This window comes from Pseudomonas sp. GW821-FHT07B01, assembly GCF_059419065.1.
Genome location: NZ_JBWKRA010000008.1, coordinates 79,702 through 95,155, shown reverse-complemented (window position 1 = coordinate 95,155; position 15,454 = coordinate 79,702). Strand labels below are relative to the sequence as shown.

13 protein-coding genes are annotated in these 15,454 nt (G+C 60.8%); 5 read left to right on the top strand and 8 right to left on the bottom strand.

The genetic code is table 11. From position 1 onward, the window contains the following. Positions 1–12 precede the first annotated feature (12 nt). Positions 13–501: a TIGR00645 family protein gene (locus AC07S6_RS11350; protein WP_014719996.1), complete on the bottom strand. Its 489-nt coding sequence runs from the start codon at positions 499–501 to the stop codon at positions 13–15. Between the two features lie 162 nt (positions 502–663). On the opposite strand from AC07S6_RS11350, the gene AC07S6_RS11345 reads away from it, so the two are divergent. Further along, positions 664–2,487 carry a hypothetical protein gene (locus AC07S6_RS11345; RefSeq protein WP_495112313.1) on the top strand — a complete coding sequence of 608 codons (1,824 nt, stop codon included), beginning with the start codon at positions 664–666 and terminating at the stop codon, positions 2,485–2,487. 59 nt (positions 2,488–2,546) lie between these two features. On the opposite strand, the gene AC07S6_RS11340 is transcribed toward AC07S6_RS11345, so the two are convergent. Next, positions 2,547–2,864, bottom strand: a complete 318-nt coding sequence (locus AC07S6_RS11340) for a PA4575 family protein (RefSeq protein ID WP_003194269.1) — start codon at positions 2,862–2,864, stop codon at positions 2,547–2,549. 314 nt (positions 2,865–3,178) lie between these two features. After that, positions 3,179–5,617, bottom strand: a complete 2,439-nt coding sequence (locus tag AC07S6_RS11335; RefSeq protein ID WP_495112312.1) for a Lon protease family protein — start codon at positions 5,615–5,617, stop codon at positions 3,179–3,181. 263 nt (positions 5,618–5,880) lie between these two features. Between AC07S6_RS11335 and AC07S6_RS11330 the strand changes: the two genes are divergently transcribed. From AC07S6_RS11330 to AC07S6_RS11315, 4 genes are all read left to right on the top strand, one after another. Next, on the top strand, positions 5,881–6,369 hold the full coding sequence (locus tag AC07S6_RS11330) for a DUF3015 domain-containing protein (protein ID WP_003194274.1): 489 nt from the start codon (positions 5,881–5,883) through the stop codon (positions 6,367–6,369). 92 nt (positions 6,370–6,461) lie between these two features. After that, positions 6,462–8,315 (top strand): Lnb N-terminal periplasmic domain-containing protein, encoded by a 1,854-nt coding sequence (locus AC07S6_RS11325; RefSeq protein ID WP_495112311.1) that lies wholly within the window; start codon positions 6,462–6,464, stop codon positions 8,313–8,315. Between the two features lie 197 nt (positions 8,316–8,512). Further along, positions 8,513–8,869, top strand: a complete 357-nt coding sequence (locus AC07S6_RS11320) for a hypothetical protein (RefSeq protein ID WP_032895244.1) — start codon at positions 8,513–8,515, stop codon at positions 8,867–8,869. A 90-nt stretch (positions 8,870–8,959) separates the two neighbouring features. After that, positions 8,960–9,457 (top strand): GreA/GreB family elongation factor, encoded by a 498-nt coding sequence (locus tag AC07S6_RS11315; protein WP_495112310.1) that lies wholly within the window; start codon positions 8,960–8,962, stop codon positions 9,455–9,457. Here the strand turns inward: AC07S6_RS11315 and gdhA are convergent. From gdhA to AC07S6_RS11290, 5 genes are all read right to left on the bottom strand, one after another. Further along, positions 9,454–10,791, bottom strand: a complete 1,338-nt coding sequence (gdhA, locus tag AC07S6_RS11310; RefSeq protein ID WP_034126961.1) for an NADP-specific glutamate dehydrogenase — start codon at positions 10,789–10,791, stop codon at positions 9,454–9,456. The genes AC07S6_RS11315 and gdhA overlap by 4 nt on opposite strands. A 346-nt stretch (positions 10,792–11,137) precedes the next feature. Further along, positions 11,138–12,028, bottom strand: a complete 891-nt coding sequence (gene aepX, locus AC07S6_RS11305; RefSeq protein ID WP_495112309.1) for a phosphoenolpyruvate mutase — start codon at positions 12,026–12,028, stop codon at positions 11,138–11,140. A 48-nt stretch (positions 12,029–12,076) separates the two neighbouring features. Then, positions 12,077–12,922: a hypothetical protein gene (locus AC07S6_RS11300; RefSeq protein WP_069556913.1), complete on the bottom strand. Its 846-nt coding sequence runs from the start codon at positions 12,920–12,922 to the stop codon at positions 12,077–12,079. Between the two features lie 24 nt (positions 12,923–12,946). Then, a complete protein-coding gene (locus AC07S6_RS11295) occupies positions 12,947–14,176 on the bottom strand; it encodes a pyridoxal phosphate-dependent aminotransferase (RefSeq protein WP_495112308.1) in 1,230 nt (409 codons plus the stop codon). 39 nt (positions 14,177–14,215) lie between these two features. Beyond that, entirely contained in the window at positions 14,216–15,433 is a 1,218-nt protein-coding gene (locus tag AC07S6_RS11290; protein ID WP_495112307.1) for an MFS transporter, read from the bottom strand. Between the last annotated feature and the right edge of the window lie 21 nt (positions 15,434–15,454).

The window sequence follows — 15,454 nt, the reverse complement described above, 5'->3', positions numbered from 1 at the left end:
CAGCGCGGGGTATCAATGCTTGGTGAGCTTGTCCAGGTAACCCATGGCGAACGCTGAGACCACGAACGTCATGTGGATGATCACGTACCACATCAGGTGCTGTGGATCGACGTTCTTGGCGTCCATGAAGATGCGCAGCAGGTGGATGGAGGAAATCGCCACGATGGAGGCCGCCACTTTCATCTTCAGCGACGAAGAGTCCATGGTGCCCAGCCAGTTGAGCTTTTCCTTGTTCTCGTCGATATCCAGCTGCGAGACGAAGTTCTCGTAGCCGGAAATCATCACCATCACCAGCAAGCCACCGACCAGGGCCATGTCGATCAACGACAGCAGCAGCAGGATCACTTCGGCTTCCAACATGGTGAAGATGTTGGGAATCACGTGAATGATTTCCTGGAAGAATTTCAGCGCCAGGACCAGCAAGCCCAGGGACAGGCCCAGGTAGATCGGCGCCAGCAGCCAACGCGAGGCGTACATTGTATTTTCGATAAAGCGTTCCATTGAATCTCACACAGCTTGGCTAAAAATGGCGCCGAGTATACCAGCCGCCACCTGGCCCCTGTCACCGCGAGAAAACTGACCCAAGTGGCATCTGTAAGAGAATTTTTCTGCTAGTGTCGAGGCCATTCACTCGGCTCGATGATGTCGGATAGGAAAACTCAGATGATGGATGTGCGATCCCCTTTGGCCACTTTCGGCCTGTGCGCGGCGTTGCTGATAGCCAGCGGCTGCTCCCCTAAAGAAGAGCAGAAGCAGGCGACCCTCGAAGAGAAAACCACGAAGTTCGAACAGTCCCTGGACAGTATTCAGGACCCCAAGCTGCGCGATGCCATTGCGGACCTGGGCGGCTCGCTGCTGTTGCTGGAGCGTGCACGCGTCAAGCTCGCCAGCAAGCCCATCGAAGCCGAGTACGGCGAAGATAGCCTGGCCCTGCTCAAGCATTACCCTACGCCCCAAGCGCTGGTGGACACCTACATCAATGGCCTGTTCGTGCTGCGCAAAACCTCGCACTCCGACTACCTGACGGATTTGCAGCCGGTCTTCCCGTTCAACTTCAACGCCCCGGACCAGTTCCCCTTCCCCCATGGCCTGGAATGGCAGTCGGTCACCCTGAGCAACAATAAAGTCATTCCCTTCCAGCCGGAATGGTCAGAAACCGACCCCGGCATCCAACTGAGCCCCAGCAGCTCCAACCTGACCAACCCCGACGACCTGACGGTGACCTACCCGTTTATTGAAGGGATCGAGACGGAAAACAAGAGCCAGCCACAACCCATCAGCCTCAAGGGCGCGGTGGAGGTGATCACCCCGGGCAAGGTGCTGACGTTTGACCTGACCAAACAAGACGTGGGCCATAAACGCACCGACGGCAATATCACCCTCAACCTGCTGACGCTGGAAAAGAACTACGCCGAGATCGAACTGACCAACAGCCAGCCCCTGGCCGCCGAAGTCGGCGACGCGTCACCCAACCCACTGCTGGTGCAGGCACGGGACAGCACCGGGCAGTTTCTGACCCGCTCAGGCTCGATCAACGAGAGTGCCGCGCAAGTGGCGTTCTATGAAAAACAACTGGCCGAGATGCAAAAACAGACCGCGTGGTCCGATGCCTTCGATAAACAGCTCACCGACGCGCAAAAAGCCTTCGAGCGCCAGCAGACCAGCCATTACGCCAAGGTGTATTTCAACGGGCTGATCGATAACCTGCAGGTGAATGTGCTGGATTTTTCCAAGGCCACGGTCACCCGTAAAGACCTGGACCTGCCGGTGATGCGCTTTGACAGGAACAGCCTGCAAAACACCATACAGCCCCTGCCAATGCCGGTCACGGTGTATGACGACGGCGCCACCAGTTGGCTCAAAGATGCCTCGATGACAGAGGACCAGCTGAAAAACAGCGTCACCATCAGCCAATCGACCGAAGACGCCAGTGCCGCAAAAATCGTGTTCGACCACCCGTTCACCTTCAATGACGACCTGGTCGGTGCCGAGCGCAACAACAGTGACGCGCCTATCACCTTTTTCACCGCCGATGACAAGGGCGAGCGCGGCGAGCCTATCGAGCTGCCGACCGAGGCTTTCGAGCTGAACGCAGTAAGCGGCACGCTCACCTACGACCTCAACCTGTTCCCGGAAACACCGGCGTTTGTGGTGGGCTCGGTACCGTTGTTTCTGGCCACCATCGAGAAGGCCACGATTGACGCCGCCAAGCTGCCCAAGGGCCTGTCGCTCAAGGACAACGCGCTGATCGTCGACCAGAAGGACTTCCCCGCCGACAGCTGGCGCTTCTACGCCAAGGATGCCAGCGGCAATTACCTCAAGGAGATCCTCGGCGTCAGCCACCGCGCCGAGGAATACGGCACGGCGATGTTTGACGTGCATTACTTCTACGGCCAGCCGACCACGCTGGAAAGTTACCAGCGCACCGACCTCAGCACCGTGCAGTACGGCTTTGAGGTGAAGCTGGACAGGCCTGAGAGCAAATAGCCCTGGGTGGACGCGGAGCGTCCGGGGCGGCGTTACCACGCGGAGCGTGGGAACGATCCTCAGAGGGCTAGCCGCTCCTGGCCGCCATTGAGTTGGCGCAGATGAGCCTGCAGGTGCAGGCACCAGATCTGCGGCTCGTCCATTTGCTCGTAGCCGTGCAAGGTCAGGCTATCAACGATGGTGCCCAGCATGCGTTCTGCCACGAAGGGCCCATGGAACGGGCCCTGGGATTTGACGGTGGAAGGCTGCTCGCCCGACATGCCGGCGGCAAACAACAGCGTCCACATCCCGTTATCCCCGGCGAGAGGGCGAATGGAGCATTCGATACGGGTGACCAGGCCCAGGCACTGGCGAGTAAGGCAAAGGTTGCGCGACATGGCGGCGCCCCTCGGTAGATCGGTATTCAGCCCCAGCGCAAGGCGAGGCTGTTTCTATCCTGCGACTCCTGTGGATATCCCTGACTCTGAGAATAGAATAAAAACGCGACAAACCAAGGTTGTAGGGACCAACGGGCGTTGGTCCCTGAGGGTGGAGTCAATTTTGTGGCACGCTAAACGTTCCCAAAAACACCACGGACCAGTGTGGGAGCTGGCTTGCCTGCGATGACAGACTCACAGCCAACCTCCCAGTTGACTGATACACCGCTATCGCAGGCAAGCCAGCTCCCACCTTGACCGAGTGATGACAGCAATCAGGTTGGCTTGGCTTCCGCCAACGCCTGCTGCGCCAGCTCCTTCTCCGCCTCCTTCAAATCCTCCTCACTGATCATCTCGGCAATCGCCCGCAAGCGTTCCACCACCCGCGCATTCACGGTGCCTTCCGGGAACTGTCCCTCGGCGTCCGGCTCACCGGCATCCTCGCCCACCAGCAGGCTCAAGGCCTCATCCGCCTGGCGCACCGCATAGATGTGAAATTGCCCGGCACGCACGGCCTGCAACACCTTCTCGTCGAGCATCAGCGTGGCCACGTTGGCTTGAGGGATGATCGCCCCCTGCTCACCAGTCAACCCACGGGCTTCGCAGAGGCGGAAGAAGCCTTCGATCTTCTCGTTGACCCCGCCCACCGCCTGCACTTCACCAAACTGGTTGATCGAGCCGGTGATGGCAAAACATTGCTTGAGCGGCGTCTTCGACAGAGCCGAGATCAAGGTGCATGCCTCGCCCAGGGACGCACTGTCGCCGTCCACATACCCGTAGGACTGCTCCAGGGCAATACTGGCGGAGATGGCCAACGGGAATTCCTGGGCATAGCGGCTGCCCAGGTAACCGGTGAGGATCATCACGCCCTTGGAGTGAATCGGCTGGCCGAGGTTAACTTCGCGCTCGATGTCGACAATGCCGCTACCACCTGGGTACACCGTGGCGGAAATCCGCGCCGGCACGCCGAATGCCGAGTCGCCGACCTCAAGTACCGTCAAGCCGTTGCACTTGCCCACAGCGGCGCCGGCGGTGTCGATCAGGATGACGCCGGCGAGCATGTCGTCGAGAATCCGCGCCGACACGCGGCCGGTGCGCGTGGCCTTGGCCTTGAGGGCGCGCTCGATATGCCCGGCATCGGTCATTTCGTCGCCGGCCAGGTGGCGAATAAAGTCCGCCTCGCTGACCAACTGGAACAGGTCGCCAATACGCGCCGACAAACGGCCCTGATGTTCGGCCAGGCGTGCGCTGTAAGTCGCCAGGCGCGCGACCGCATCCGAGGTCAGCGGCGCCATGCCCTCTTCCGAAGTACGGGTTTTGAGCAACTGGGCGAACTGCTCCAGGCTCTCGTCGACCATGGGGATGTCTTCGTCGAAGTCCACCAGTACGCGGAACATCTCCTGGAAGTCCGGGTCGGCGTCCTGCAAGGCGTAATACAACTGGCGCGAGCCGATGATAATGACCTTGACCTGCAAGGGAATCATCTGCGGGTTGAGGGTCACGGTGGCCAGGCGGCCCAGTTCGCCCAGGGGCGATTCCATCTTCAGCTTGCGCGATTGCAGGGAGCGCTTGAGCGCATCCCACACAAACGGCTCGCTGAGCATTTTTTCGGCTTCCAGGATCAGGAAACCGCCGTTGGCGCGGTGCAACGCACCTGGACGCAACTGGCGATAGGTGGTGTAGAGCGCGCCCTGGTCGGTGCTGTATTCGATACGGCCGAACAGGTTGTCGTAGGTCGGGTGCGGTTCAAACACCACCGGCGCGCCACCGTTGACCGAGTGCCCCACTACCAGGCTCGGGCAGTATTGTTCTTCGAGCAGCTTGCGCGCCTGGGCGTCGGTCTTGGCGTCGTCCACCAATTGCTCCACCACGGTTTTGAGCAGGTACACCTGCATGGCCTGCAGGTAGCCACAGACGCCGGCATTTTCTGCGTATTTTTCCGACAACGGCGCCAGCAAAGGCTGCAGGGCCAGGGTGATGGTTTCTTCGTTGAACTGGCGCAGCTGGTTGTTGGACTCACGCTTCCACTGCGGCAGGCTGGCCAGCTCTTCGTTGAGGCGCTCTTCCAGCTCGGAGATATCGGTGTGGAAGCGCTCGCGATCGGCTTCCGGCAGTTGCGAAAACTCGGCTTCGTCCAGCGCCTTGCCGTCGAGCATCGGCGTAAAGGCGATATTGGAGCTGTCGCGGTACAGCGCCACGTCTTTTTCCAGGGCCAGGCGCTCGATCACGTCCAGCGCTTTGTCGTAGCGCTGGTTGAACGCCCGGTCGATGGCGCTTTTACGCTGTTGATAAGTCGGGTGCTCGAACACCGCCGGGAAGGTGGCGACCAGGTTATCGACCAGGCCGTTGATATCGGCAATAAACGCCGCGGCGCCGCCACCTGGCAATTCCAGGGCGCGGGGCTCGCGGGGCTCATCGAAATTATTCACATAAACCCAGTCCGCCGGGGTTTGCAGGCGCTTGCCTTCGGCTTTCAGGTAGCGTTTGACGAACGAAAAGCGGCCGGTGCCCGGCTCGCCCATGACAAACACGTTGTAACCGGGGCGTGGCATGGCCACGCCGAACTGCAAGGCTTCAACCGCACGTTCCTGGCCAAGCACACCGCGAAAGGGCTCCAAATCATTGGTGGTCGAGAAGCTGAACTGTTCAGCGGAGAAAGGGCGAGTCAGCGCTTCGGGCGCTAGACGCAAGCTGGCAGCAACAGGATCAGGCATCGGGCTTCCTTACATCAGGCGGGGCAGATGGGGCATTCTGGCTCCCGGTTGAGCGCTCTGGCAAGGCGCGCTTTCGGGAAAGCATAGCCACCGCACGCGTCCTGCAAAAAAATCACCCGTCACTGAATGTTTATAAAAAAACACGGAACCCTGGGAACGTGCCTAAACTCCAAACTGCGCGGGTTGGACTAATAACTGGCCCCTAGGGTGCGTTGAGCACCTGAACCCTTGTCCATTGGTTTGCACACAAAGAGAACAAAGCTATGAAACGGATCCTTCTTGGTACTCTCTTCACCGTCGTCTCCCTCAATGCAATGGCAGAAGCACCAGGTGGCCCGAACTGCGGTTGGGGCAACATGTTGTTCGAAGGCCAGCGCGGTACTCCGGCCCACTTCCTCGCCTCCACCACCAACGGTACTTCGGGTAACGCCACCTTCGGCATGACCTCGGGCACCAACGGTTGCAGCACCAACAGCGCCCTGACCTACGGCGGCAAGTCCTGGATTGCCATGAATGGCATGATGAACGAGCTGTCCGAAGACATGGCCAAAGGCAACGGCGAAGCGCTGACCACCTACGCGGTGGTACTGGGTGTTGCGCCGGAAGATCGCGATCACTTCGCGGCCGTGACCCACGAGCACTTCCAGCAGATCTTCAGCAAGGCTGACGTGACCGCTGACGACGTGCACAACAACACCATTGCTGTACTGAAAAGCGATGCCCGTCTGGCGAAATACGCAACCCAGGCTTAAGCTCGACCTGCCCGCGCCTTTCGAGGCGCGGGTTTTATTTTTTCGACCCGTCCACCTTGGGTCTTTTTTTCCGTCCGACTTAAGTAGCCTCCATGCTCAAACGCCTCGCTTGCCTGGCTCTCTTCGCCTGCGCCCCGCTGCATGCGGCACCGCACCTCGACGATCAACGTTTGCAGCAACTGGCCAATGATCCGTTCTGGCTGTCGCTGGGGCACTACGAAGCCGGCAAGATCAGTGGCTGGCGCAGCTATGTCAGCGACAAGAAATTCTTCATCGCTCCCGATGGCGCACACCATCCGGACGCCGAACTCAAGGCCACCGTTGATGCGCTGTATGCACCGGCAAGCCTGGGTGAAAAGCACGCCCAATGCGTCTACCCCGCACGCACCCGCTGGCTCAAGGCGCAGTTGCAACTGAACGACCTGCCCGCCCTGGAGTGCAAAGAGTTCACCCAGTGGTTCAAGGATGTCGCACCCCATAGCGCGGTGATGATCTTCCCGGCGGCCTACCTCAACAGCCCGTCGTCGATGTTCGGCCACACCCTGCTGCGCATCGACCAGGCCGACGTGCAAAGCAACAACACCGCGCTGCTCAGCTATGCGATCAACTTCGGCGCCTATATCGAAGGCTCCGACAACAGCATCCTCTATGCCTGGAAGGGCCTGATGGGCGGTTATCCGGGCCTGTTCGCCCTGGTGCCCTATCAGGAGAAACTCTCGGAATACCGCAGCCTCGAAAACCGCGATTTGTGGGAATACCGCTTGAATCTCACCGAGGTCGAGACCAAGCGTATGGTCGAGCACGTGTGGGAGCTCAAGCAGATCCAGTTCGATTACTTCTTCTTCGACGAAAACTGCTCCTACCGCCTGCTCGAACTGCTGCAAGTGGCCCGCCCCGGCCTGCGCCTGACCGAACAGTTCCCGCTCACCGCGATCCCTACCGATACCGTCAAGGCGGTAAAGGACGCAGGTCTGGTCGAAAAGATCGACTATCGCCCCTCCCGTGAACGTGAACTGCTGGAACGCGCCAAGCCACTCGATAGCGATGAGCAACAGTGGGTGCTGAAAATCAGCGACGACCAAAAGCAACTGCAGGAACCGGCATTCAAAGCACGGCCCCGCGAGCGCCAGGCACTGATCGTGGATGCTGCTTACCGCCTGGGCCGCTACCGCGCCAATGGCCTGGAGCGCGACGCGACACGCTCCCAGCGCAGCTTCGAACTGCTGCGCGCGATCAACCAGAACCCGGCACCAGACCTGAAAATCACCCCGCCTGGCCTGCCGGAAAACGGCCACGAGTCGCGCACTTGGCAAGCCGGCATCGGCACCCGCGGCGACAAAGCCTTCGGCGAATACGGCCTGCGCATGGCCTACCACGACCTCAACGACAACGCCGAAGGCTTCCCCCTGGGCGCGCAGATCGAAATCCTGCAAATGAAACTGCGCCAGTACGAGGGCAATCACTGGCAGCTCCAGCAACTGGACCTGGCCACCATCCGCTCGCTTACGCCGCGCAATGCGCTGCTGCAACCCTGGTCGTGGCAAGTCACCGGCGGCCTGGAACGCGTACCGGGCAAACACGACGACGAAACCCTGGTCGCCCACGTCAACGGCGGCGCCGGTGGCACCTGGCAACTCTCCGACGACATGCTCGGCTTCGCCCTCGGCACCGTGCGCGTGGAGCACAACAACGACTTCAGCGAAGCCATCTCCCCGGCCGCTGGCTTCAACACCGGCGTGCTGTGGAAAAACCCGTTGGGCAACCTGAGCCTGGAAGCCAAGGGTGATTTCTTCACCAACGGCGAAGTGCGGCGCAGCATCAGCCTCAACCAGCAGTGGGAACTGTCGCGCAACCTGGGCCTGCGCTTGAGCGCCCAGCGTGAATACAGCCACCTGTCCACGCCAGTGAATGAAGTGATGCTTGAGCTGAAGTGGTACCACTACTGATTAATGAGTGCGGGCTTGCTCGCGATATACGGTATATCAGCCAAGGTTCAAGTGACTGACGCACCGCCATCGCAGGCAAGCCAGCTCCCACAGGTTTTATACTCGGCCCACAACTTTCTGACCTGCCTTTCACACCGCCCCAACAAATCCCCTTCTAGACTTCCCTTATCAGCCGTAAAACGGCCAGGGAGTACGCCATGTGGCGGTATGCGGTCATGCTGTGCGCGGTGGTGGGGTTGTCGGGTTGCCAGTCAACCCATCAGGAATTGCTGGCCAAAGGTTATCCACCGGCCTTCGCCGACGGTTTTGACGACGGTTGCAGCAGCGGGCGCCAGGCCGCTGGGGTGATTACCGGAGAGTTTCGGAAGAATGTGCCGCGCTACCTGAAAGACCGGCCATACGCCGAAGGTTGGGAAGATGGGTTTCGTCAGTGCAAGGCCATGCGCGAGAGCCAGGAACTGCGCGATTACGAGGAAAACCGCAGGGACGACCGCGAACACGATTGGCAGCAGGAAAAAGATCGTGACGCCGCCAAAGCCTATCGCTCACGCTGATCGTTCCCACGCTCCGCGTGGGAACGATCAGCGCCGGTGGGAACGATCAGGCAGCGAACGTGGCCCAACCTTCATAGGAAGGAGAACGCCATGAGCCGAGCTTTTGTAAATGAAGATAACGCGGCGGCCCAGGCTGATCAGCCGGTGGAGCGTCAGGTCAGCGCGCAACCTAACCGCCTGACCGCGCAAGGGTTGGCGCAATTGCAGGCCAGGGTGGCACAGTTGCAAGGGGAGCACAGCGACGTAGCCGCCAAGGGTGAGCAGGCCGACAAGCAGCGCCAGGCGGACCTTGAGCGGGATCTGCGCTACTTCAACCAACGAGTGCAGAGCGCCCAGGTAGTCGCGCCGGCCACGTCCACCGACAAGGTGCAGATCGGCAGTTGGGTCACGTTCGCCAACGAGCAGGACGAACAGCAGCGCATCCAGTTGGTCGGTGAAGACCAGGCCGATGCCAACGCAGGCTTGATCAACTGGGGCTCGCCCCTGGGCCGTGCCTTGTTGGGCGCCCAGGTGGGCGACGAGGTGCTGTGGCAGCGCCCCGTCGGCGATCAGTTGATCGAAGTGCTGCGCATCGAACCCGAGGCCTAGACGATACCCTGGGCCAGCATCGCGTCAGCCACTTTCACGAAGCCCGCGATGTTCGCGCCCTTGACGTAGTTGATACGGCCGTTTTCTTCACCGTAATGCACGCAGGCATGGTGGATCGACTGCATGATGTTGTGCAGCTTGCTGTCCACTTCCCCGGCGGTCCACAGCAGGCGCATGGCGTTCTGCGACATTTCCAGGCCGCTCACCGCCACACCACCGGCATTGGACGCCTTGCCCGGCGCAAACAGAATGCCCGCGTCGATAAAGATATCCACAGCCTCCAACGTGGTCGGCATGTTCGCGCCTTCGGCCACGCAGAGGCAGCCGTTGCGCAGCAAGGTGCGCGCAGCGTCGGCATCAAGTTCGTTCTGGGTAGCGCAAGGCAGCGCGATATCACAGGCCAGTTCCCACGGCGCCTGGCCTTTGCGGAACTCCAGGCCGAAACGTGTGGCCAGTTCACTGATACGCCCGCGCTGTACGTTTTTCAGCTCCAGCAGGGCCGACCATTGTTCTTCGGTCAACCCGCTTTCGGCGTACAGGGTGCCTTCGGAGTCCGACAGGGAAATCACCTTGCCGCCCAGGTCCATGACCTTGCGCGCCGCGTATTGCGCCACGTTACCGGAGCCGGACACGGCCACACGCTTGCCTTCGACGCGCTGGCCTTGGCGCTTGAGCATTTCCTCGGCGAAATACACACAGCCGAAACCGGTGGCTTCAGGGCGGATCAGGCTACCGCCATAGGTCATGCCCTTGCCGGTCAGCACTGAGGTGAATTGATTGCTCAGGCGTTTGTACTGGCCGAACAGGAAGCCGATTTCCCGTGCGCCCACGCCGATATCACCGGCCGGTACGTCCACGTCCGCACCGATATGGCGGTACAGCTCGCTCATGAATGCCTGGCAGAAGCGCATCACTTCGGCGTCGCTCTTGCCCTTGGGGTCGAAGTCCGAGCCGCCTTTGCCGCCGCCCATGGGCAGCGAGGTCAGAGAGTTCTTGAAGGTCTGTTCGAAGGCGAGGAATTTCAGCACACCCAGGTTGACTGAGGGGTGAAAGCGCAAACCGCCTTTGTAGGGCCCAATGGCGCTGTTCATCTGGATACGGAAACCGCGATTGACCTGGACCTTGCCATGGTCATCCACCCACGACACTCGGAACGTGATCGCGCGTTCCGGCTCGCAGATGCGCTCCAGGATGCCCGAGGTCAGATAGTGCGGGTTGGCTTCAAGAAAGGGCCACAGGCTGCGTAGAACTTCTTCTACAGCCTGGTGGAATTCCGGTTGGTCCGGGTCGCGTTTCTTGAGGCGGGCAAGGAAGGAATCGACGGATTCGGTCATGAACAGTCTCGGCAAATTGATTGTTGTTAAACGGAGATTGAGCCGGACTTTATCAATTCGTTTCGCACCGCGACAGGGCAAAATGTCGCCTTTGTGAAATTAAATGGTGCAATAAGTATAAATAACTGCCTTTTTTTGCCCTTAAATGGGGATTTCACTCTGAGTTTTGCACCGACAGGTAGGCCGCCATCGCAGGCAAGCCAGTTCCCACATTTGATCGAGTACACCGGTCATGTGGGAGCTGGCTTGCCTGCGATAGCGGCGGTGCAGTTACAGATGCAGCGACTGACCCACCGCTTTCGCGAGCAAGCCCGCACAGCATTTGCCCACAGACTCGCGCAGGGCACTAGCGCGTGCCCGGCACCAGGTCGAGTATCTCGTCAATGCCCAGGCAACGTGACTCCAGTTCCAGCGTCCTGCCATTGGCGAGTATGCCGACGGCGGTATCGCGCATGGCCAGGTAGGCACTGCGCAACATGTGATTGGCATAAATCACCGCGTTGAAACCTGCTCGCTCCAGCACCTCGAACTTCAGGTGAACATAGCTGGTCGGCACGCAAATCAGCGGTACCCTGGGCCGCTGCAGGCGAAACTGCCGGGCGAATTCCAGGATTTCCAGGCCATCCTGCTTGCGGCTGTGGATCATGATGCCATCCGCCCCCGCCTCCACATACGCCAGGCACCGCGCCGTCGCCTCTTCCATGCCGCGATCCAGGATCAAGCTTTCACACCGGGCAATCATCATCAGCCCTGAGCCGGTGCGACTCGTGCACCCGGCCTGGAGCTTGGCGCAAAAGGCCTCGATGGACTCCTGCGCCTGGTCGACCTCGATACCCAAGAGTGAATTCTTCTTCAGGCCGCATTTGTCTTCGATCACCACCGCCGAGACGCCCGCGCGCTCCAGCATCTTGATATGAATCGCGAAATGTTCGGCCTTGCCGCCGGTATCGGCATCGAATATCAGCGGCAGCGAGCACACATCGAATATTTCGCGAATCCCCGGCAACCGGTTACTGGGCGAAAGGATTTCGATGTCGGGTAACCCGCGCTGGGTCGAGTCGGTCAGCGAACTCGACCAGATGGCGTCGTACCCCACCGTATGCCCTGGGCTGATTTCCAGCCTGGCGCGCTGCGCGAGCAACGCCGATATCGGGCTATGGGCTTCGAGTACACGCAGGCAACGGTTGCTATCCAACAGCGCCGACAGAGGGCGTCGGCGCGCTTCGGTATCCATCATAGGGTTCAGGCTCCTTATCAGCGGCACAACAAGGGTTATCGGACAGCCTCAATCCCAGGCGGGCTGTTCGCACTTGAGCACCGACGCCATCTTTTGCAGATGTTCGCAGGCCCTGGCCACGTACTCCCTGGAGAGCCGTGCGATACGCGCGTAATCCACGGCCTGCCCGGTGGCGCTGGCATACAGCCGCAACGCCTCAGCGGCATGCTTGAAGTGGCGTGCTTCCACGCTGCCGCAATGCACGCTGAGAAAACTTGCGACGCGGCTGGCCTCACCGGCGCTATAGCCCCGTACATCGCGCAACCACTGCTTCCATAGCGGGGTCATCAGGTTGTATTCGCCGGTATTGAACAACTCCGTCATGGCCATCATTTCCAGCGCTTCGATGAGTTGCGGCGCCAATGGGCGTTTTTCCCCCACCCAACCGGAGAACTCTTTGGTAATCGGGTTGAGGAATTTGTCTTGCAGGCGCCAATCATCGGAGCCGCAGATGGCCGAAGCCATGCGGTAATACAGCTTGGAATGGTGCGGATGCCCATGCATTTCACCCAGCCCGATGTCCTCGACAATGATCTCCCCACAATGGGCCGCCGCTTCGAGCATTTTCAACCGGGCGTCATCCGTCAACGATGCCGACTCCTGGAGGATGCGCACGATGATGCTCGAGACGGCATGGGCGGCGCCGTCCGGGCTACGCCAGCCACAAAAGAACGTACACAGTGACGACTCGCTCCAATTACTGGAGGTCATGTCGACATAGGTCTCGCAGTACGTGTCCAGCGCGGCGGTTTGACTGTTGAAACCGCTGAGCAGGGCCTGGGCCAGATGTCCGTCCTCGACATCCACCAGCGCCTGGTTCACGTACCCGATAAATTGGCGGCTCAGATTTTCCACGGCTCATATCCTTTTAAGGTGGGGTTAATGCACAACGATTTCTGACATGAAACGAGCGAAGCGTGTGAGGCCCTCAATCAGCGCTTCACGCTCAACGGCGTAGGAGATACGGATGCTGTTGCCGTCACCACAGCCAGAGCCTGGCACTACCGCAATATGGGCCTCGGTCAATAACAGATCGGCCAAGTGGTCGACGTCACGAATAACGGTGCCCAGGTAGCGGCCCCCCAACTTGCGGGACACATCGATAAACAGATAAAACGCCCCTTCGGGCGGGGCGCACCGAATGCCGTCGACATACCCCAGGCAGGTGCAGGCCGCCAGCAATTGCTGGTCGAGGAAGGCATTGACCTGGCGGGTAAAGTGCGGCGCGTCCGCCATCAGGCTGCCGAGCGCGGCATATTGGGACAGACTGCTGGGGTTGGACGTCGTATGCCCTTGCAGGTTGTGCATGGCGGCGATGACTGGGGCGGGCGCACACGCATACCCTACCCGCCAGCCGGTGACCGCGTGGCTCTTGGAAAACGAATCGACCAGTACCGTCTGATGTTTGAGCGGCGCAAACAGCGACACGATGTTGTGATGTTCATGGGGCGCGCGCACCAGTTTGCGGTAACACTCGTCGAACACCACCCAAAGCCTATGTGCGAAGGCGAGCCGGGCAATACCCAGCAGTTCTTCGCGCTGATAAACCGTGCCCGTCGGATTGTTCGGGGTGTTGATCACAATCATCCGGGTGCGCGGGGTCAGGGCCTTCTGGACCGCTGCGCAGGTGAGGCGATAGTCATCCGCAGCCGTGTCGACATAGACGGGAACGCCACCGGCCAGTTGGATCTGGGTGGGGAAGGTTTCCCAGTACGGCACCGCGACGATGACTTCATCCCCCGGATTGAGCAGCACCATTGCGGCGTTGTACAGCGCCTGCTTGGCACCGGCGGTCACCGCTATTTCATCGGCGGCGTAATTCACCGCGCAGCGCTGAGTGACCTGCTGCGCCAGCGCGTGGCGAAGCTGGGGCAGGCCGATGGGCGGCGTGTAGCGGTTGCGGGCAGTGGCGAGCGCATCGGCCGCGGCGGCTTTCATGATCGGGCAGGCATCGAAGGACAATTCGCCAGCGGCAAAGTTGACCACGTTGATGCCGGCTTCTTTCAAGGCATTGGCTTTACTGCGCATGCTGGATGTGCCGGGTGCGCTAAGACGTTGCGCACGCTGGGACAACGGCAATGACACGGCAGAGGGTTCACTGTTATTCATTGTTATACCTGCCAGAACACGCTGAAAAATTCGTTCGCCTTACCGGGCTTGGGCCTCCAACCCTTGCTGAACCCGCCAGGACAGCGGCAAGGTCAGCAACAGGGTGGCGGCCAGCAACAGGACGGCCATGGGCACACCGGTGGCATCCCCAAGGCTGCCGAACAGCACCGGCGCCAAGGCGCCGCCACCGATGGTGCCGGTGTAGAACACGGCGAACGCCTGGTCGCGCCTGCCCGGCCCTGCCAAGTCCGGGACTGCGCCGTACAGCACCGACGACGTGCCGTTCAGCGCCAGCCCCAGCAGCGGCAACATCACCATCAAGCCGGCGTAGGGCAAATACACCGCCATGACGATCAACACGGCCGTGGTGAACTCCGTGGCCCATACCGTTTTCATCATGCCGATGCGCGCACCGAGGTAACCGCACAACAATTTGCCGAAGGCGCCCCCCACGAACAGCATGGTCAGCGCCAGGCCGATGCCCGCAGGCCCGGCGCCCTTGGTCTTGAGCAAAAACGGCAGGAACGTGAGGAAACCCATGCGCACGGCGCTGTCCAGCGTGCCGGTCACGATCAGCGCACGCAGGCCGCTCGCGGAGCCGGCGCCGCCGCCCGTACGGGTGGCTTTCAGCGGCGCCGCCGAAGCCTCGGCGCGTGCCGGGATCAGCCACCACAACAGGCCTGCCGCCAGCAGCCCGAGTACACCCAGCAGGGTGACACTGGCGCGCCAACTGATGACCGCCAGCAACAGGCCGATCAGCCCCGGGATCAGGGTCTTGCCGATATCGCCGCTGAAGTTGTACTGCGACAGCGCTTGTTTGACGCCCCCGCCGGCCTCGTGCGTATCGGTGATCAACGACGAGGCCAGCGGGTGCTGCGTACTCGCGCCGAGCCCGCCCAGCAGCAGCGCCAACAGCAACACGCCCAGCCCACCGGCCTGGCCGGCCAGCAGGTAGGCCAGGCCCGCCAACGCCGTGCCACCTACCAGCAAGCGTTCACGCCCCCAGCGCGCGGCAGCCCGGCTGGCCAGTAACTGAAAACCGGCCATCATGCCCGCGTAAGCACCACGCAACAGGCCGATCTGGGCGTAGCTGAGGCCGAACTGCGCTTGCCAGATCGGCAACAGCACATAAATCACATCGGTCAGCCCGTCGTGCACGGCATGCGCGCCGCAGCCGGCCACCAGAGCGCGGCGACGCACGGTGACCGGGTCAGGCGGCGACAACGATGGCGCTGCGGTCTGCTTCAGGGTGTTCATCTGGGTCAGAGGCTCTCAGGC